Annotated in this window: 16 protein-coding genes; all 16 read left to right on the top strand. The window is 30.3% G+C overall.

The window, feature by feature from the left end:
- The first annotated feature begins 4 nt into the window (after positions 1–4).
- The 16 genes from AC4FQ3_RS14745 (at position 5) to AC4FQ3_RS14670 (ending at position 18,410) form a co-directional block, all read left to right on the top strand.
- Positions 5–1,492, top strand: coding sequence for a hypothetical protein (locus AC4FQ3_RS14745; RefSeq protein ID WP_491182325.1), 1,488 nt, complete (start codon positions 5–7; stop codon positions 1,490–1,492).
- A 33-nt stretch (positions 1,493–1,525) separates the two neighbouring features.
- Positions 1,526–2,566 (top strand): acyltransferase, encoded by a 1,041-nt coding sequence (locus AC4FQ3_RS14740; protein ID WP_491182324.1) that lies wholly within the window; start codon positions 1,526–1,528, stop codon positions 2,564–2,566.
- A 101-nt stretch (positions 2,567–2,667) separates the two neighbouring features.
- The gene (locus AC4FQ3_RS14735) at positions 2,668–3,834 is read left to right on the top strand and encodes a cytidylyltransferase domain-containing protein (protein ID WP_491182323.1); all 1,167 of its coding nucleotides are present in this window, start codon (positions 2,668–2,670) and stop codon (positions 3,832–3,834) included.
- Positions 3,821–4,696, top strand: coding sequence for an N-acetylneuraminate synthase family protein (locus AC4FQ3_RS14730; RefSeq protein ID WP_042565931.1), 876 nt, complete (start codon positions 3,821–3,823; stop codon positions 4,694–4,696). The genes AC4FQ3_RS14735 and AC4FQ3_RS14730 overlap by 14 nt, the downstream gene beginning before the upstream one ends.
- A gap of 5 nt (positions 4,697–4,701) precedes the next feature.
- Positions 4,702–5,523 carry a polysaccharide pyruvyl transferase family protein gene (locus AC4FQ3_RS14725; RefSeq protein WP_491182322.1) on the top strand — a complete coding sequence of 274 codons (822 nt, stop codon included), beginning with the start codon at positions 4,702–4,704 and terminating at the stop codon, positions 5,521–5,523.
- Positions 5,524–5,571: 48 nt separating this feature from the next.
- On the top strand, positions 5,572–6,969 hold the full coding sequence (locus AC4FQ3_RS14720; protein WP_491182321.1) for a glycosyltransferase family protein: 1,398 nt from the start codon (positions 5,572–5,574) through the stop codon (positions 6,967–6,969).
- A gap of 1 nt (position 6,970) precedes the next feature.
- Entirely contained in the window at positions 6,971–8,404 is a 1,434-nt protein-coding gene (locus AC4FQ3_RS14715; protein ID WP_491182320.1) for an MBOAT family O-acyltransferase, read from the top strand.
- Positions 8,404–9,285 (top strand): hypothetical protein, encoded by an 882-nt coding sequence (locus tag AC4FQ3_RS14710; protein WP_491182319.1) that lies wholly within the window; start codon positions 8,404–8,406, stop codon positions 9,283–9,285. Before AC4FQ3_RS14715 ends, AC4FQ3_RS14710 begins: the two co-directional genes overlap by 1 nt.
- Before the next feature lie 6 nt (positions 9,286–9,291).
- Complete coding sequence (locus AC4FQ3_RS14705; RefSeq protein ID WP_491182318.1) at positions 9,292–10,173, top strand: hypothetical protein; 882 nt, start codon at positions 9,292–9,294, stop codon at positions 10,171–10,173.
- A gap of 24 nt (positions 10,174–10,197) precedes the next feature.
- On the top strand, positions 10,198–11,508 hold the full coding sequence (locus AC4FQ3_RS14700; RefSeq protein WP_491182317.1) for an alpha-1,2-fucosyltransferase: 1,311 nt from the start codon (positions 10,198–10,200) through the stop codon (positions 11,506–11,508).
- 1 nt (position 11,509) lies between these two features.
- Positions 11,510–12,682: a glycosyltransferase family 4 protein gene (locus AC4FQ3_RS14695; protein ID WP_491182316.1), complete on the top strand. Its 1,173-nt coding sequence runs from the start codon at positions 11,510–11,512 to the stop codon at positions 12,680–12,682.
- A complete protein-coding gene (locus AC4FQ3_RS14690) occupies positions 12,682–14,226 on the top strand; it encodes a glycosyltransferase family 2 protein (RefSeq protein ID WP_491182315.1) in 1,545 nt (514 codons plus the stop codon). Before AC4FQ3_RS14695 ends, AC4FQ3_RS14690 begins: the two co-directional genes overlap by 1 nt.
- Positions 14,223–15,224 carry a glycosyltransferase family 2 protein gene (locus tag AC4FQ3_RS14685; protein ID WP_491182314.1) on the top strand — a complete coding sequence of 334 codons (1,002 nt, stop codon included), beginning with the start codon at positions 14,223–14,225 and terminating at the stop codon, positions 15,222–15,224. The genes AC4FQ3_RS14690 and AC4FQ3_RS14685 overlap by 4 nt, the downstream gene beginning before the upstream one ends.
- Positions 15,221–16,204 (top strand): glycosyltransferase, encoded by a 984-nt coding sequence (locus tag AC4FQ3_RS14680; RefSeq protein WP_491182313.1) that lies wholly within the window; start codon positions 15,221–15,223, stop codon positions 16,202–16,204. Before AC4FQ3_RS14685 ends, AC4FQ3_RS14680 begins: the two co-directional genes overlap by 4 nt.
- 2 nt (positions 16,205–16,206) lie before the next feature.
- A complete protein-coding gene (locus AC4FQ3_RS14675) occupies positions 16,207–17,325 on the top strand; it encodes a glycosyltransferase family 4 protein (RefSeq protein ID WP_491182312.1) in 1,119 nt (372 codons plus the stop codon).
- Positions 17,322–18,410 (top strand): glycosyltransferase, encoded by a 1,089-nt coding sequence (locus tag AC4FQ3_RS14670; RefSeq protein ID WP_491182311.1) that lies wholly within the window; start codon positions 17,322–17,324, stop codon positions 18,408–18,410. The genes AC4FQ3_RS14675 and AC4FQ3_RS14670 overlap by 4 nt, the downstream gene beginning before the upstream one ends.
- The last annotated feature ends 7 nt before the right edge of the window (positions 18,411–18,417 follow it).

The raw sequence follows: 18,417 nt of genomic DNA, 5'->3' as shown, positions 1-18,417 counted from the left end.
TTAAGTGCAAAAAAGTATTTCAACTCAAGAAGATATTAAACAATTAATTATTGATATTGAGCAAAAATGGCCTGTAGATTTATGGAATATTAACGGCATTGATATTTGGCCTTATGTTAGAATTAAGATATATATAGATTTCTTAGTTCAAATGAATAAATCAAACGTATCAACTGACAGTAATAAGCAGACTGAAAAGAAAAAATCTAATTTCTTAGTCCGTATTTTTTTAATGATTTTAAAAATAACGGGAGCTTTCGTGAGATTAATTGCGTTTTTTTTAAGGTTGAGAAACAAAAAGATTTTATTTTTTGGGTCACATATTCATAGGGTTTTAAATGATGATGCTTATTTTAATAGATTTTATGATTCAATGATTGAGCATCATAAATTGGAGGATGAGGTTTATATGGTCGAATATCAAAAAACCTATAACAAGATGTATAATCCAAATGCTGTCATAGAATTAAAAAAGCATTTGAATGATTTTACTTTATTATCCAAGTTGTTTTCTGGTTTCAGGAAAAATAAAAATATGGTTCATTTAGAGGGATATGAGGAATTTCACTTATGGCTGTCAGCACATTTTTTTGAATTGAAAAGAGTAAGGATTTCAGAGAAAGAATTAATTAATTGGACCAATAAAATAAAATCACTTAAACCATTTTATAGATTATTCTATAAAATAGTAAAACCGTCAAAAATAGTTTTTCTTGGATATTATGGATTGGATGATTTGACAGCAGCCCTATTAGTAGGAAATGATTTGAAAATTACAACAATAGATTTTCAGCACGGACCACAAACTAATATTCACATGGCTTATACAAGCTGGACAAAAGTGCCCAAAGAGGGTTTCAATATAATGGCTGTTGAATTTTGGAATTGGGATTCAAGATCAAAAAGCAATATTGAAGAATGGGCATCGACAACACAAAACGTTAAGTCAATATTGGTGGGGCAGCCCTTTGTTTCCTATTATCTAAACAAATACAAAACAATAGAGAAAAGTGATGAAAAACAAATTTTTTATAGCTTACAAACCACTCCATTTTCTATTGAGGATATGATTACTCCTAAAATTATATCATTAATAAAAAAAACAGAATTGAAATGGATTTTTAGATTGCATCCAAGAACTAACATAAGTCTCCAGGAGCTAAATGATTTTTTAATTTTAAATAATATTAATGATAAAGCCGTAGCTCAGGATGCATTTCAAACTCCTTTGCCAGAATCACTTGTTCGTTCTTTCTTGCATGTTACAAATTATTCCGGTTGTTTAATTGAAGCTTATTTAATGGGAATCCCGTCATTGTTAATTCATAATATGGGTAAAGAAATGTTTAATTTATACATTGATGATAAAAAAGTGTTTTTTATTGATCAAAAGGAATCAAATTTCGAATCAGATTTTTCTATTCTTATTGAAAATATAGGACGAAATAGCACGGTGAATACAGCGTTAGAAGTTTATAATCCCTTAGCATAATTTAATTGTTAGGATGTTAATTAATATTGAATTTTGAATACAAAAGAAAACTTTTTGTGGATTTCTAACCTTCGTGTTATTGCTGTTATAGCAGTTATTTTTGTACATACAGCATCGCCGTTAGTAGTGAAATTTGGTCTATTATCAAATGAATTATGGAATTATGCCAATTTTTATGATGCGATATTTCGCTTTTGTGTTCCTGTATTTGTTATGATATCGGGAGCATTATTGCTGAATAAAGAATATGAATTTAGAACTTTTTTTATTAAACGTTTTATAAGGATTGGCTTGCCTTTCTTGTTCTGGAGTATTTGTTATGTTTTATATTCGATATTTATAAAAACAGATGATTACAAAAAGCTGCATTTTTTTGGGATTATTAAAAAACTAATCAGATCTGTTTATTTTGGAAGCGCTTATCATCTTTGGTACGTATACATGCTTTTCGGACTACTATTAATTATCCCAATTTTGAATGTCTGGATTAGCAAAGCCAAAAAAAATGAAATTCATTATTTTTTGTTGCTATGGTTCATAACGCTGCTATTTAAGAATTTTGGCTTTGAAAACTACAGACCTGCAATAGATTTGTCGTATTTTTCGGGATATGTTGGTTATTTGGTATTAGGATATTATTTGTCTGTAATAGAAATTAAGAATATAAAAAAATGGAGAATAATAGCAATATTGGTTTTTATTTTAGGTTCACTTATTACCTTTTTTAGCACCTATTGGTTTTCTGTTTCAAAAGATAAAATCGATACTTCATTGTATGATTTTTTTAGTTTTAATGTCCTTCTTGCCTCAATAGGAATTTTTCTGTTTTTTAGATTGTCTAATTTTTTAAATAGCAAAACCAATGTTGTTTTGGTTCAAATTAGCAATTTGAGCTATGGTATTTACTTAATCCACGTTTTGGTTTTATCAATATTAGATAGTTTTGGCATAAACGCATCATTTATTAATCCAGTAATAGGAACTCCAATCACAGTTTTCTTATGCCTTAGTATTTCAACCCTTATTATAAAAATAATAAATTCAAATAAGGTTGGATCTTACATTTCAGGCTAATCCTCTTTTAAATAAAACTTTAATAAACATAAACTTTATTATTACAAAGTGCCTTTTTTTAACTTTTAAAATTACTTTTGAGGCATTAAAAAGTATTACTTATGAAAAAAACAGCCATTATTCCGCTTCGTAAAAATTCTAAGGGAATTCCAGGAAAAAACAAGAAAAAAATGTTAGGACGCCCGCTTTTTTCATGGGTTCTGACAGAAGCAATTTTTTCGGAATTGGATGAAGTTTACATTTTTACAGATGATCAGGAAATAATCGATTATATAAATAAAGAATACCATTGGTCGCCAAAAGTAAAAGCGCTTTTGCGTAATGATGAAAATGCTTCTGATACAGCCTCGACAGAAAGTGTGATGCTGGAGTTTGCCGAGATTATTAAATACGATTTTGATATTCTGTGCTTATTACAGGCAACTTCTCCAATGACAAAGGCAGTAGATATAAATGCCACATTAAATGAAATTATCGATAATAAAAAACAATCTGCATTAACGGTTGTAAATACGCATCGTTTTATATGGAATTCTGATGGAACATCTCAAAATTATGATGTTTTTAAAAGGCCGAGACGTCAGGATTTTGATGGTTTATTAATAGAAAACGGTGCCGTTTATACCACAACAAAAGAAGCTTTTTTAAATTCAAAAAACAGAATAAGCGGTTCGATTGGTTTAGTAAAAATGCCCGAAGAATCTCTTGTTGAAATAGATAGTACATCAGATTGGCATATTGTTGAAAATTTATTGGCTGAACGTCAGAAAAAAAGTAAAACGCACCAAAAAATTGAATATTTAATACTCGATGTCGATGGTGTTTTTACTGATGGAAGTGTTTATTATAATGCTGATGGAGAAATGGCCAAAAAATTTGATATGCGCGATGGAATGGGATTGGAAATTATCAGGCAAAATCAGATTCAGGTCATTGCAATAACATCCGAAAATTCTGATTTAGTTGCGCAGCGCATGAAAAAATTGCAGATAAACGACACATTTTTGGGGGTAAAGGATAAATTTTCGTTTTTAACACATTTTCTTTTAGATAGAAATAGTAGTTTTGGCGCCGTTGCGTACGTAGGAGATGATGTAAATGATTTGGCAAATATTTGTAGCGTTGGATGGTCTTTTGCACCGGCAAATGCAACCATTACCGTAAAAGCAAATGCTGATTATATTTTAACCCATGCATCTGCATCCGGAGCAATAAGAGAAACTTGTGAAATTTTAATAAAATATAATAAACGTTATGAAGGAATATAAAAAACCTTATGTGATTGCCGAAATAGGATGTAATCATAAAGGCGAAATGTCAATAGCAAAAGAATTAATTAAAATTGCTAAGATTTTTGGAAATGCAGACGCAGTTAAATTTCAAAAACGAAATAATAAAGAACTTTTAACAGAAGAACAATACCACGCTCCCCATCCAAATGCATTAAACTCTTATGGAGATACTTATGGTGCGCATCGTGAATTTTTAGAATTTGATGTTAACCAACACCGCGAATTAAAAGAATATTGCGAAGAAATTGGTATCGTTTATTCAACATCAGTTTGGGATACAACTTCTGCAAAAGAAATTACATCATTAAATCCGGAATTCATTAAAATTCCTTCTGCATGCAACAATAACTTTGATATGTTAGGTTGGTTATGCGAAAATTATTCTGGCGAAATTCATATTTCTACAGGTATGACTACTAAAGATGAGACTGATATTTTGGTAAACTATTTTACTGAAAAAGGAAGAAACAAAGATTTAGTATTATACAATTGTACTTCAGGATATCCGGTTCCGTTTGAAGATGTTTGTTTGTTGGATATCAATTTGTTAAAACAAAAATACGCAGATAAGGTAAAACATATTGGTTTTTCTGGTCACCACTTAGGAATTGCTGTTGATATTGCGGCTTATACTTTGGGCGCAAACATTATAGAAAGACATTATACTATCGACAGAACCTGGAAAGGAACTGACCATGCAGCATCTTTAGAACCAATGGGTTTACGCAAATTATCTCGTGATTTAGATGCAGTTTATCAGGCATTAACTTTTAAATCGACTGATATATTGCCAATTGAGCAAGTTCAAAGAGATAAATTAAAGAATAAAAAAGTCTAAAACGAATGCTTTTTTCAAACAGAATTAGAGTTTTTTGGTGGAACGAAAAAATTATCCAGGGTAAGTCTAAAGAAAACTATGGAGATGTTTTGGGTAGATACCTTGTTGAAAAAATCTCTAATAAAAAAGTTGTTTTTGCATGGCCTAAAAAATTCTCTGTTTTAGATTGGTTTTCACCAATTTATGTAACGATAGGAAGTATTTTAACCAATGTAAATCATAAATGTATTGTTTGGGGCAGCGGAATTATCAGTAAAGATTCTAAAATAAAAAATGCTGTTTTTTTAGCTGTTCGTGGGCCTCAAACTCGCAAACATTTGTTAAGTCTTGGATATAAAGTTCCGGAAATATATGGAGATCCGGCTTTACTCTTGCCGGATTATTTTAATCCTGAAGTAACTAAAAAGTACGAGTACGGCATTGTACCACATTACAATGATTATAAAATAGTTCAAAGCTGGTTTCAGGGACAAAATCATATCAAGATTATAGATATGATGACCAATGATATCGAGTCTAAAACTATTGAATTTTTAGAATGTAAAAAAGTGGTTTCGTCTTCTTTGCACGGAATCATTATAGCACATACATATGCTATTCCGGCAGTTTGGCAGCCGTTTTCTGATGGTGTTTTTGGTGATGATATCAAATATCAGGATTATTTTGAGTCGGTAAAAATACCTTCATATAATCCATCAATTCGAACAAACGAATTCTCAGAGATAGAATTAGAGAAATTATTTGTAGAGAATGTTAGTTTGCCTGATAAAGAAGTTATAGAGTCACTGAAAAAAGGTTTAATGGCAGTTTGTCCTTTTAAGAATTAGTTTAATAATAGAAAATATTATTTTAAAATACCACTTAGTGTTTAGGTTATGAGTAAAAAAGTATTTGTTTTTTTTCCGGATGGTGTAGGACTACGCAATTTTGCTTTTACAAAATTTAAAGAAATAGGAGAAGAAAAAGGGTATGAAATCGTTTATTGGAATAATACTGTTTTTTCTTTAAAAGAGGAGCTAGGATATGATGAGGTTAAAATCGAAAATCATACAACGCATCCTTTAACGCCTGTTTATTCCAGAATAAGAAAACATATTGAATTAAATGTTTCTCAAAAAAAATTTAATGATAAAGTCTATGAAACCTATAAATTTCCATTTAGTTACAAAGGTTTCAAAAATACTTTAAAAACCTTATACACTAAATTGCTAATTGGTTTTAATTCTTCAGAAAAAGGGATTGTAAGAATCAGAAAGCGTATCAATGCCCTGGAACGTTCAACGACAAAATATCAATATTGTAAAGCACAATTACAAGAACATAAACCTGATTTAGTTTTTTGTACCACACAAAGGGCAACACAATCTATTAGTGCATTATTAGCAGCCAAAGATCTGGGTATTCCCGTAGTGTCTTTTGTATATTCATGGGATAATGTGCCAAAAGCAATGCAGGTTGTCGAAGCTGATTTTTATTTTGTGTGGAGTGATTTAATGAAAGAAGAAGTCCTGAAATATTATCCTTTTGTACAAAAATCTCAGGTTTTTGTAACGGGTACGCCACAGTTTGAACCTCATTACGACCAAAATTTGTTTAAAAGCAGAGAAGAGTTTTTTAATGAAAACAATTTAGATACTTCTAAAAGATATATTTGTTTCTCTGGCGATGACGAAACAACTTCTCCGCTAGACCAATATTATCTGGAGGATCTGGCAAAAGCAGTACGAAATTTAAATGCAAAAGGCGAAAATGCGGCTATTATTTATCGTAAATGCCCTGTAGATGTCAGCACAAGATATGACGCAGTTATTGATGCTAACAAAGATGTAATAACTGTTCTTGACCCATTATGGAAACCTGCAGGTAAAAATTGGAACGAAATTTTACCAACCAAAGAAGATTTAGGATTATTACATAACGTTTGTGCACATTCAGAGTTCGTTACAAATGTATGCTCTTCTACCGTTTTTGATTTTGTTGCACATGATAAACCTTGTATTTACTTCAATTACGAGCAGCCACAACTAAAAAAAGGAATCAGAGATATCGGTCAGAATTATAAATATGTTCATTTTAGAAGCATGCCTTCTCAGGAAGCGGCAGTATTTTGTACAGATAAGACAACTTTGGAAGATCAGGTAAAACAAATTTTAGACAAGAAATTATCGAATGTCTCAGATGGCAAAAAATGGTACGAAATTGTAGTGGGAAAAAACCCAACACAAGCATCTTTAGCGATTTGGGATACAATCAATCAATGTATAAATAAATAATATGTTTTTTAATTCTATAGCATTTGCTATTTTTCTGCCAATTGTATTTTTTCTGTATTGGTTCGTTTTTAATAAAACAAAAAGCACTCAAAACGCTTTACTAATTATAGCGAGTTATTATTTTTATTCTTGTTGGGATTGGAGATTTCTGTTTCTATTAGTTTTCTCTACGTTTCTGGATTATTATACCGGAATCCAGATTGAAAAAGGTAAATCTGAAAAAAACAGGAAATTTTGGTTTTGGCTTAGTATTATAGTCAATTTAGGATTCTTAGGAATATTTAAATACTATAACTTTTTCACCTCTTCTTTCTCTGATTTATTAAATTCAGCAGGAATAAAAGCGAGCCCAATTTTATTAAATGTGATTCTTCCTGTCGGAATTTCATTTTATACATTTCACGGTTTATCATACGTCATTGATATTTATTACAAACGAATAAAAGCAGAATATAACTTTGTCGATTATTCCTTATTTGTAAGTTACTTTCCACTTTTAGTTGCCGGACCAATTGAGAGAGCAACCCATTTATTGCCACAGGTAAAAGTTAAAAGAGAATTTAATTTTGAAACGGCAAAAGAAGGAGTTTATCAAATTATATGGGGATTAGTAAAAAAAGTGGTCATTGCAGATACTTGTGCAACTTATGCCAATGCCATTTTTGATCATTATACATCAATGAACTCGTTTTCATTAATTATGGGAGCCATCTATTTTGCATTCCAGATTTATGGCGATTTTTCAGGTTACTCGGATATTGCGTTAGGAGTTTCAAAACTCTTTGGTTTAGACTTATTGCGAAACTTCAATTATCCTTATTTCTCAAGAGATATTGCCGAGTTTTGGAGACGCTGGCATATTTCACTTTCATCCTGGTTTCGCGATTATTTATATATTCCTTTAGGAGGAAGTAAAGGAGGACTTTGGATGAAAATCAGAAATACCTTTATCATTTTTGTGGTGTCCGGATTTTGGCATGGAGCCAATTGGACATATGTTGTATGGGGTTTTATAAACGCAGTTTACTTTTTGCCTTTACTGTTGTCAAATAGTAATAGAAACAATATGGATGCCATTGTATTGAAGTGGAATTTTGATTCTGCAAAAGTAATAATGAGCATTTTGTACACATTTTTATTAACCTGTATCGCCTGGATATTTTTTAGAGCTAACACAATCACTGATGCTTTTTTATATTTAAAACGTATTATTACAGACAGGCATTTTGGTTCTCAATACCTGGAAAATGAACGTTATAATTATGAATTATTACTATTAATTGGCGTTTTTGTTTTGGTTGAATGGAATAATCGTAACAAAGTCGAACCTCTTTCGGGTAAAAAAAGTTTACTGAAATTGAGCCTTGCTATTGCGGCAATACTTGCATTCGGAACTTATTCAGATTATAAAGAATTCATATATTTTCAATTCTAATGAAGAATTTTTTAATTTATATAGCCAAGATTATTCTTGTAACAATCTTACTGGCTATTGTTTTAGACGGACTTTATAGTGCAATGTTCATACAATGTAAAAACCGGGGAAAGATAGATCAGATTTATAATTCAGAAGGAAGGAAATATGATGTAGTGATTTTGGGTTCATCAAGAGCAAACAATCATTTTGTAGCTCCAATGTTTGAAGAAAAAGGATTAAAAACCTTTAATTACGGCATGAGCGGTTCACATTTATTTGAAACCGCTCTAATGCTAAAACTGATGATAGAAAGAAAATATCAAATTAAGAATGTTATTCTTGAAGCTGATTTAAATCTTTCCGGCAGTGATCAATCTGAAGGAATCGCTTCAAGATTTTTGCCTTATATTCATAATTCAAATGTTATTAAAGAGCATTTTCAAACACAAGAACATTTTAATGAATTGTATTATATTCCATTTTACAGATATATTAAATATGAAATAAGAATAGGATTTAGAGAAATGTTTTTTAATGCAATTCATAAAAAAACAATTCATTTAAATAATTTGGGATATAATCCTCTGGATGGAGTTGAGAATGGTAATATGAAAAATAATATTGTCAAATTAAATCCCTTGCCGCATAACAAATACTATGAAGAAATTAAAAGTATCTGCAAAGCAAATAACATAAACCTGATTGTTTTAATGACGCCAATGTGTGAAAACGTAAAGGGCATGAATTATTTTGAAAAGGTAAAAAAAGCATATCCTGAAATCCATAATTATGAAAATGCAGTAGTCGAGAATAAATATTTTTCGTCTTGCGGACACATGAATGATACAGGAGCCAGAATGTTTACTGCCAGAATTTTAAAAGATTTTTTTAATAAATAGTAATTTATGAAACGGTTTTTAATTTTTACAGGTAAAATAATTCTTATTACAATTTTGATTTCAGTTGTATTAGACGGAATTTATACAGCAATTTTTATGCGATCTAAGGATCGTGGAAAAATTGAAACCGTTTTTAATTCAAAGGCTGAAAACTATGATGTGGTTATTTTAGGTTCATCAAGAGCAAATAATCATTTTATACCACAAATGTTTCAGGATAAAGGCCTAAAAACGTTTAATTATGGAATGAGCGCCGCGCATTTATTTGAAGCTTCTCTGATGTTAAAATTAATGGTCGAAAGAAAATGGAAAATTAAAAATGTTATTGTTGAAGCAGATCTTAATCTTGCAATTGGTCATAGGTCTAAACCAATTTCATCAAAGTTTTTGCCTTACATTCATAATTCAACTGTAATAAGAGATCATTTTAAAGATGAAGAAAGCTTTAATGAAATGTATTATCTGCCATTTTACAGATATATAAAATACGATTCTAAAATAGGTTTTAGAGAGGTGTTTTTTACGCTCATTCATAAAAAAACTAACGCTTTAGAAAATCTTGGTTTTTATCCGTTGCAAAAAAATAAAAATGGTAATATGAAAAACAATATTGTCAAATTAAATCCTTTGCCTCACAATAAATCTTACGAAGAAATTAAAAGTATATGTAAAGCTAATAACATTAATCTGATTGCTGTAATGACTCCTATGTGCGAGAATGTTAAAGGGATGGATTATTTTGATAAAGTAAAAAAAGCATATCCTGAAATTCATAATTATGAAAATGCAGTAACGGATGATAAATATTTTTCTTCTTGTGGCCACATGAGTGATGAGGGAGCCAAAATCTTTACAGCCAGAATTCTAAAAGATTTTTTTAATAAATAACGTAAGTAAAAAGATCTTTTTAAGATGATAACATACTCTAAAATAGGAAAGAAAGGAAATTTGGGAAATCAGCTTTTTCAAATTGCATCTACTATTGGTTTGAGTGTTGCAAATAAACAGCAATATGCTTTTTTAGATTGGAAATATCAGCAGTATTTTAAAAATAAATTACCACTTTTAACATCCGACTTTTCAAACTTTATAAATGCTGAAGAGAAGGAATATAATTTTCATGAATGGGATATAAGAGATGGAGATTATAATCTTTCCGGTTGGCTTCAAACTGAAAAATATTTTGACAAAGGATTAACCAAACATCATTTTGAGTTCTCTGATTCGTTAACTAATCATATTAAAAAAAAATACGAAAGTGCTTTTACGAAACGAACCATTCTTCTTTCAATAAGAAGAGGCGATTTCGTAAATCATCCGGATTATTTTCAATTGCCAATTAATTACTATTTAAATAGTTTAGCGCAATTTTTTCCAAATTGGCAGTCTTGCAATTTGATCATTTTAAGTGACGATATTAAATATTGTAAATTTCATTTTTCTTTTTTAGAAAATGTCTTTTTTGGAGAAGATTTAAATGGTATAGAGCAGCTTTGCCTGGGTTCATTGTGCGATGATTTTATAATAAGTAATTCTACTTTTTCGTGGTGGACAGCCTGGCTGGGGGAAAAAGAAGACTCCAAAGTAATAAGACCATTAAAGAATTTTGATGGCGCAAAAAGTCAGGAACTTAATGATAAAGATTATTTCCCGGAAAGATGGATAAAATACAATCATACAGAAGAGAGAATTAAACTTGAAGATGTCGTTTTTGATATAAAAAGCAAAAAAAATAGCCAAGAAGTTGCAGCATATATTTCGACTTATTTTGATGTGGAAATGAATCTAAACCAGAGTGAAACTGAATCCTCCAAAAACACTTATGTTTTAAAGAAAGATTATTTTTTACCTCCTTTAGTAATTTATTCGTCTTATTTAAAATTGAAAGAAGATTCAAATACTTTAGTTGTCAATAATATAGTTAGATCTTTTAAAGTTTCTAAGCCATTAAACTATAAAGATTTTCTTTTACAAAAAGATTTCGGTTTGTTTTCGACTATTTTTTCATTTTCGAAAACCAAAGAAAACTCAAAAACTCAAAATCCCGACATTTATTTAAAAAGAAATAGCAATGCATTTTTTGAACCAAAAGAATCAATATTGCATTTTTCAGCAGGACAATTTTGTGCAATCGGAGCGTATGGTTATAGTTTTAAAAAGTTAGCGAAAAGAAAAGAAATAGAATTAAAAAGAACTATTAAAAAAATACTTTCAATAAAATAATATGGCAGCAAAGCTACATGTCGCATACATTGTATCTCATTATCCTCATAAAGCTTTTGGCCACGATGGCGGATTAGGAACCAGCGTTTACAACTTAGTTGAAAAACTTAGAATGAGCGATGTTCGGGTTTCTGTTTTTGTATACGGACAAAAAAACGAGTTTGTTCTGGAAGAAAATAATGTAACGATTTATAGTCTTACTGATAGTAAAGTGAAATTGCTTAAATTTTATTTTAACAGAAAAAAGATAGAAAAGTTTATCAATAATAAAATTCAGGAAAAGAATATCAATATTATTGAAGCTCCGGATTGGACAGGAATTACTGCTTTTATGAATTTTAAGATTCCGCTTGTAATTCGTTTTCACGGAAGTGATGCTTACTTTTGCCATCTCGAAAACAGAAAACAAAAGCCTAAAAATTTCTGGTTTGAAAAATTAGCCATAAATGGAGCAAAAGCTTTTATTGCCCCAACTAGCTTTGCCGGTGAAGTATCAAAAGAACTATTTAAAATAAAAAACAAAGAGATAAAAACGATTCATTACGGATTAGAATTAAAAAAATTCACCAATGATTCTCCTTTAATTTATGAAAAAGGAATTATTCTCTATGTAGGCACATTAATTAGAAAAAAAGGAGTTTTAGAATTACCCGAAATTTTTAATAAAGTGCGAAAAGAATTTCCGGAAGCTAAATTGGTATTAATTGGCAGCGATGCTTCTGATATAAAAACAAACTCAGATTCTACATGGCAATTAATGCAAAGTCAGTTTAAAGCTGATGATTTAGAGCATGTAAGTTATTTAGGTAAAATTCCATATAACGAAGTTCAAAACCATATTAGAAAAGCAAATATTTGTGTTTTTCCAACTTTTGCAGAAACTTTAGGAATGGTTACTATAGAATCAATGGCGATGCAAAAAGCCGTTGTGAATAGCAATATTGGCTGGGCGCAGGAACTTATTATTGATGAAGAAAGTGGTTTTTTAGTGCATCCGGAAAATCATAATTTATACGCCGAAAGAATTATCCAGCTGCTAAAAGATGATGCATATTGTTTAAAAATTGGTCAGCAAGCCTTAACAAGAGTCGAAACCAAATTTGATATTAATAAGGTAGTGCTTGAGAATATAGCTTTTTATGAAAAAATAATCGATCAAAACAAAAAGCACTAATGATTGTTATTTATCATCAATATAATAAAGTTGTAGCAATAGAACGTGAAGGGAAAAGTATTCCTTTTTCTCAGGCAAGTATTGTTAAAACACTTTTGGAGATTGCTTCTCAATATCCGGACGACTTACTAATTTGGTGTCATATCGATTTTAAATCAAATCTGAATTTTTCTAAGATTCAGGATATATTTCACCATTCAAAAATAATGGCGTCTTATAATCCTTTTCAAAATTCGTATTTACCGGGAGCGATTGGTTATGTTGAAGAATCACCGTTTATAAAAGTCAATAAAAAAGTAGCATATCCAACCTGGCAAATGAGCAGTTGCGTTGGTGGTATTCACACTTCAGTTTTAACAGCATTACAAGGTAATTTTGATGCAATCAAAGATTTTGATTATTTCTTGCATTCAATAGCAAAACTACTAATGCCAAAAGGCTTATTGTGTTATTCTGAGCCTGATTTACTGATAGCTTTTTCAGAGATAATTCAGAAACAAAAAAATAGTACATTTCTATTATTTAGATTTGTAAAACAACATTATAAAACAAGTTGGATTTTTTTGCTTTTCCTGAATTTTTTGTTGTACGAGAAAAAAATAAAGTTCCTGCCGCTTATTTTTAGTTTCTTTTATTCCAGAATAAAAATAAATGAAAATTTCCTGAATGATATTAAGATACAATCTGCCAGAAAAGTAATTGAGAATGGAAATATAGATGTTATAATACCGACCATTGGGAGGAAAAAATACCTCAAAGATGTATTGACAGATTTGTCTTTGCAAACACATTTACCAAAAAACATTATAATTGTCGAGCAAAACCCAGAACCAGAAAGTGTATCAGAACTCGATTATCTTACCAGTCAATCGTGGCCATTTTCTATAAAACACATTTTCACACATCAGCCTGGCGCTTGTAATGCAAGGAATTTGGCTATAGCCGAAATAAAAAATGAGTGGGTTTTTATGGCAGATGATGATATTCGACTGGAAAAAAACTTTTTAGAACTTTGCTTTTCCTTTATAGAAAATTTTGGAGCAGAACAGGTTACATTTGGGTGTTATGCTCCGGGATATCCTCAGAATAAAAAAATAGGGCAAAAATTTCAATGGCCAAATTTTGGTTCCGGTTGCAGCATTGTAAAATCAAAAAATATAAAAGACATATTTTATAACATTGGTTTTGAATTTGGATATGGTGAAGATACTGATTTTGGAATGCAGCTAAGAAACTCAGGTTTTGATATCCTTTATGCGCCAAATCCGGAAATTCTTCATCTTAAAGCTCCTATGGGAGGTTTTAGAACAAAACCGGTTTTAGCCTGGCAAAAAGATGCAATTCAGCCTAAGCCATCTCCAACAGTGATGTTGTACAAAATATTAAATCTGAGTAAGCAGCAAATTAATGGATATAGAACAGTATTGTTTTTTAAGTTTTATAAAGCGCAAGCCATTAAAAATCCATTTTTATACTTCTCTACTTTCAATAAACAGTGGAAACAAAGTGTATATTGGGCTAATGAATTAAATAATAAAAAATGAAATTTTCGTTAATTATTTGCACATATATGCGTCCAGAGTCGTTGCTTAATTTATTGCATTCGGTTCAAAATCAAACACTTTATCCTGATGAAATAGTAATTGTTGATGGTTCTGTAAATGGAGAAACACAAAAGGCTTTAAATAATAAAGAATTTCAGAATCTTAAATATTTCTTAGTTTCTGATGCGCACAGAGGGCTTACAAAACAACGAAATTTCGGAATTTCTAAAGTGGCAAATGACTCAGAAATTGTTTGTTTTTTAGACGATGATACTGTTTTAGAATCGGATTATTTTGAGGAAATTATAAAAACATTTCAAATAAATAAGGATGTTTCAGGAGTTGGTGGAGTTGCTATTAATGAATATAAATGGAAACCTCAGGAACAAAATATTTTATATAATAAAAACAAATTTTATTTGTTTGAAGGTTACTATTATAAAGAAGGCCTGCGTAATGTAATGAGAAATTATCTTGGCCTTGCCTCAAATTTAGGACCCGGAAAAATGCCGGATTATTCACATGGCAGAACATGTGGGTTTCCAATGACAGGAAAAACGTATGAAGTAGATTTGCTGATTGGCATGTCGATGTCTTTCAGGAAAAGTGTTTTTGATAAGATTAATTTTTCAAGATTTTTTGAAGGTTACGGTTTATACGAAGATGCAGATTTTAGTTTAAGAGCTTTGCAATTTGGTAAAAATGTAATTAATACAAAAGCACATTTGTCACATTTTCATGCCGAATCAGGAAGACCAAATAAATATAAATATGGTATAATGGTAGTAAGAAACGGCTGGTATGTTTGGAGAATAAAAAATCCAACACCCGGTTTTAATGATCGTTTTAAATGGAATGCCATTATAATATTATTAACTGTCATTAGATTGAGTAATGTAATTACAGAAACAAAGAAAAAAGAAGCGTTTACAGAAGCAATGGGCAGAATCGTTGGCTGGTGGAGTTTGCTGTTTAATAAACCAAAATTTACGAAATGAAACCTAAAGTTTATATTTACGGCCTGTGTGATGTTTTTTATGACGGATACTATATTAAAGGTTTAAGCGAAGTATTTGGAAAAGTAGAATATAGCGTTTCAAAGTTTCCACGATTCACGCAGGGAACTTTTGCTTTTATAATTGAAGATGGTAATGGGGCTTTTAAAAACGTAATAATAGATTCCAGAGATTCATCTCAAATTGATGAAAAAGCTTTGGATTGGTGCTCTGTTTACGGCAAGGTAAACTATAATATAGAAAATTTAGAGAGTATCAACAAGGATAAAGTTATAGCAATTGGTCCAAGCTTTGGTATTAAAATTTGGAATTTCGTAGAAACAATTTATTATTTAATTTTAAATTTTAGCAGGTTTAGAGATTCAATTCCCTATAAGCGTGGTTTTATTGCCAATTATTGGAGGCAGTATAAAAGATTTACTTTAAAAAAATATAAAAATGATTCGTCTTCAGATAATTATGTTTTTTTTATGAATAGTATTTGGAAACAAGAACCTGAAACAAATAATAATCGTGCATTGTTTATAAAATCCTGCAAAGACAATACAAAAGTATCTTTTGAAGGCGGATTTGCGGCTCGAAAAGATGGAAATAATTTAGGATTAGATGATTTAGTTTACTCCCAACGTATTTCTTTAAAAATTTACCTTCAAAAAATTAAAAAGTCTGCATTTGTGTTTAATACACCTGCCGTACTTTCATGTCACGGTTGGAAATTGGCCGAATTTCTAGCCTTAGGGAAAGCAATAATTACAACACATCATTACAATAAATTACCGGCAGAATTGCTAGCTAATAAGCACGTACTTTATGTGAATAATAGTGATGATATAAAAGAAGCAATTAATAAATTAACAACAGATGTTGATTTAAAAAGAAAGTTAGAACTTGAAAGCAGGGAATATTTTGATAAATATTTGGCTCCGGAAAAAGTTATTACAAGATTGTTAGAAAAGATATAAAAATGAAATTTGTAATAATAACACACGTCATACATATTCAGGACAACAATCAGTATTTGGGCTATGGACCTTATATTTCTGAAATGAATATCTGGCTAAAATACGTTGATGAAGTAAAAATTGTTGGGTCATTAATAAAAAAAACTCCAACAGTAATTGATATAGCATACAAGCATCAAAAAATTGATTTTGTCAGCGTTCCAAGTTTTAGTTTTACCAGTTTAAAAAATAATTTAATTTCAATTTTTAAATTACCGGTAATTTTTTGGAGAATATTCGGAGCAATGAAAGATGCAGATCATATTCATTTGCGTTGTCCGGGAAATATTGGTTTAGTGGGGTGTATTGCGCAAATATTTTTCCCAAATAAAATAAAAACGGCTAAATATGCCGGAAATTGGGATCCAAAAAGTAAGCAGCCCTGGACATACAAACTGCAAAAATGGATTTTGAGCAACACTTTTCTAACTCGAAACATGCAGGTTTTGGTTTATGGTAATTGGGAAAACCAATCCAAAAACATAAAGCCCTTTTTTACCGCGACATATTCAGAATCTGAGAAAGAGACTTTTCAAAAAATAGCATTTGAGGAAACTATAGAATTTGTTTTTGTTGGAAGTTTAGTTGCCGGTAAAAATCCAATGTATACTATAAAATTAGTGGAGCAACTAATTAAAAAAAGACAAAACCTGATTTTGAATTTGTACGGAGAAGGAATTGAAAGAAGTGTTTTAGAACAATATATTCAGGAAAACAAACTCGAAAAAAATATCATCCTGCATGGTAATCAGGATAAGGAAACAATAAAAAAGGCTTATCAAAAGAGTCATTTTGTACTATTGCCTTCTAAGAGTGAAGGCTGGCCAAAAGCTGTTGCCGAAGCTATGTTTTGGGGATGTGTTCCTGTTGCCACAAAAGTTTCATGCGTTCCCTTTATGCTTGATAATGGAAACAGAGGTGTTTTGTTAGACATGGATCTGGATAAAGATGTGGCTTATATGGAAGAAATACTGGCAAATGAGGTAGCATTTTTTAATAAAAGTAAATCAGCTACAGCATGGTCGCAAAAATATACAACTGATGTTTTCGAATCTGAAATTAAAAAGCTTTTAGGAAAATGAGAATTGTACAAATTATAGATTCCCTTGAAGCTGGCGGAGCTGAAAGAATGGCGGTAAATTACGCAAATGCTTTAGCTAAAAAAATATCTTTTTCAGGTTTAATAGCCACAAGAAAAGAAGGAACATTAAGAAGTCAAATCGATTCGAAGGTTTCTTACTTGTTTTTAGAAAAGAAAAAAGCTATTGATTTTCAGTCTGTTTTTCGTTTAAGAAGTTATATTAAAAAGAATAAGATTGATGTTATTCAGGCACATAGTTCTTCTTTTTTTACGGCTGTTTTAGTAAAATTAACCTATCCCAAAATAAAAATTATTTGGCACGATCACTATGGCATTTCCCAGGATTTGTCTTCCAGAAAAAAAACAGGTTTAAAGTTGGGATCATTCTTTTTTTTGGGTATTATTTCTGTGAATTCAGCTTTAAAAGAATGGGCAATAAATAGTTTATCATGTTCTAATGTTATTTATTTTCCAAATTTTATTGAAGACTCTTTTAGTTCAAACGAAGAGTTGGTTTTAAAAGGAATTGAAGGAAAAAGAATTATTTGTGTAGCCAATTTACGTCCCCAAAAAAATCATAATTTAATAGTAGATACTGCGAATTTATTTAAAGATAAATTTCCTGACTGGAGTTTTCATTTATTTGGGAAAGATTTTAAAGATGCCTATTCTGAGGATTTAAAGAAAAAAATTATTGATTTAAAACTTGAAAATACCGTTTATTTTTACGGAACAACAAATAATGTAAGTTCGGCATTAAAACAATGCCAGATTGGTGTTTTAGCATCATTATCAGAAGGGCTTCCATTAGCTGTTTTAGAATATGGATTACATAAATTACCAGTTGTTGCAACAAATGTTGGCGAAATTTCAAAGGTAATTAGTAATGAAAAAGAAGGATTAATTGCAGAATCCAACGATTTGAACCAATTTGCAGATTTTATTCAAAAATTGATACATAATGAAAGTTATCGAATAGATATGGGATTGAATTTTAAAAAAAAAATACTTTTAAATTACAGTCAGGAAGTAATTCTTAAAGATTATGTTTTATGGTTGCATTCTTTGACTAATTTTGAGATTTAATATAGTA

It is taken from the genome of Flavobacterium sp. AK-345 (genome assembly GCF_058310175.1).
The sequence above is the reverse complement of the archived record's forward strand: the minus strand, read 5'-3'. Positions and strand labels throughout refer to the sequence as shown.

What these genes read in the sequence shown, in the direction of transcription:
- AC4FQ3_RS14670 (WP_491182311.1), top strand. Translation starts at nt 17,322, where the DNA reads ATGAGAATTGTACAAATTATAGATTCCCTTGAAGCTGGCGGAGCTGAA.
- AC4FQ3_RS14700 (WP_491182317.1), top strand. Translation starts at nt 10,198, where the DNA reads ATGATAACATACTCTAAAATAGGAAAGAAAGGAAATTTGGGAAATCAG.
- AC4FQ3_RS14720 (WP_491182321.1), top strand. Translation starts at nt 5,572, where the DNA reads ATGAGTAAAAAAGTATTTGTTTTTTTTCCGGATGGTGTAGGACTACGC.
- AC4FQ3_RS14680 (WP_491182313.1), top strand. Translation starts at nt 15,221, where the DNA reads ATGAAACCTAAAGTTTATATTTACGGCCTGTGTGATGTTTTTTATGAC.
- AC4FQ3_RS14710 (WP_491182319.1), top strand. Translation starts at nt 8,404, where the DNA reads ATGAAGAATTTTTTAATTTATATAGCCAAGATTATTCTTGTAACAATC.
- AC4FQ3_RS14675 (WP_491182312.1), top strand. Translation starts at nt 16,207, where the DNA reads ATGAAATTTGTAATAATAACACACGTCATACATATTCAGGACAACAAT.
- AC4FQ3_RS14725 (WP_491182322.1), top strand. Translation starts at nt 4,702, where the DNA reads ATGCTTTTTTCAAACAGAATTAGAGTTTTTTGGTGGAACGAAAAAATT.
- AC4FQ3_RS14705 (WP_491182318.1), top strand. Translation starts at nt 9,292, where the DNA reads ATGAAACGGTTTTTAATTTTTACAGGTAAAATAATTCTTATTACAATT.
- AC4FQ3_RS14730 (WP_042565931.1), top strand. Translation starts at nt 3,821, where the DNA reads ATGAAGGAATATAAAAAACCTTATGTGATTGCCGAAATAGGATGTAAT.
- AC4FQ3_RS14715 (WP_491182320.1), top strand. Translation starts at nt 6,971, where the DNA reads ATGTTTTTTAATTCTATAGCATTTGCTATTTTTCTGCCAATTGTATTT.
- AC4FQ3_RS14690 (WP_491182315.1), top strand. Translation starts at nt 12,682, where the DNA reads ATGATTGTTATTTATCATCAATATAATAAAGTTGTAGCAATAGAACGT.
- AC4FQ3_RS14695 (WP_491182316.1), top strand. Translation starts at nt 11,510, where the DNA reads ATGGCAGCAAAGCTACATGTCGCATACATTGTATCTCATTATCCTCAT.
- AC4FQ3_RS14735 (WP_491182323.1), top strand. Translation starts at nt 2,668, where the DNA reads ATGAAAAAAACAGCCATTATTCCGCTTCGTAAAAATTCTAAGGGAATT.
- AC4FQ3_RS14685 (WP_491182314.1), top strand. Translation starts at nt 14,223, where the DNA reads ATGAAATTTTCGTTAATTATTTGCACATATATGCGTCCAGAGTCGTTG.